A 319-nucleotide genomic window follows, 5' to 3' on the forward strand; every position below is an offset into this window, starting at 1 on the left:
GCGTGAGGTCGCGGGGCTCGCGGTGCTGGCGCTGCGTGAGTTCGTCGAGTCTGTTGGGCAGTGGCAGTGGCAGTGGCAGTGGCAGTGGCGGTGGCGGTCGGACTTACCGTGTGGGGGGCGCCGCTGATGCCGGCTCCTGCGGCAGGTCCGGGCGGCGAGCAAGGGTCCTTTCGTGCAGGCTCGGCCCGTCTCGCGGCGTCGTTGCGGTGCATGACGGTGTTTGTGCTGGTCGGGTCGCGTATCGGGCCGGTCGGTGCTTATGCTCGATTGCGGGAGTGTCGCCGAGCGAAGAGGTGCATCAGCATGGCCGGAACTAGCG

It is taken from the genome of Rhodococcus sp. T7, from assembly GCF_009872365.1.
Taxonomy (GTDB): domain Bacteria; phylum Actinomycetota; class Actinomycetes; order Mycobacteriales; family Mycobacteriaceae; genus Rhodococcus_F.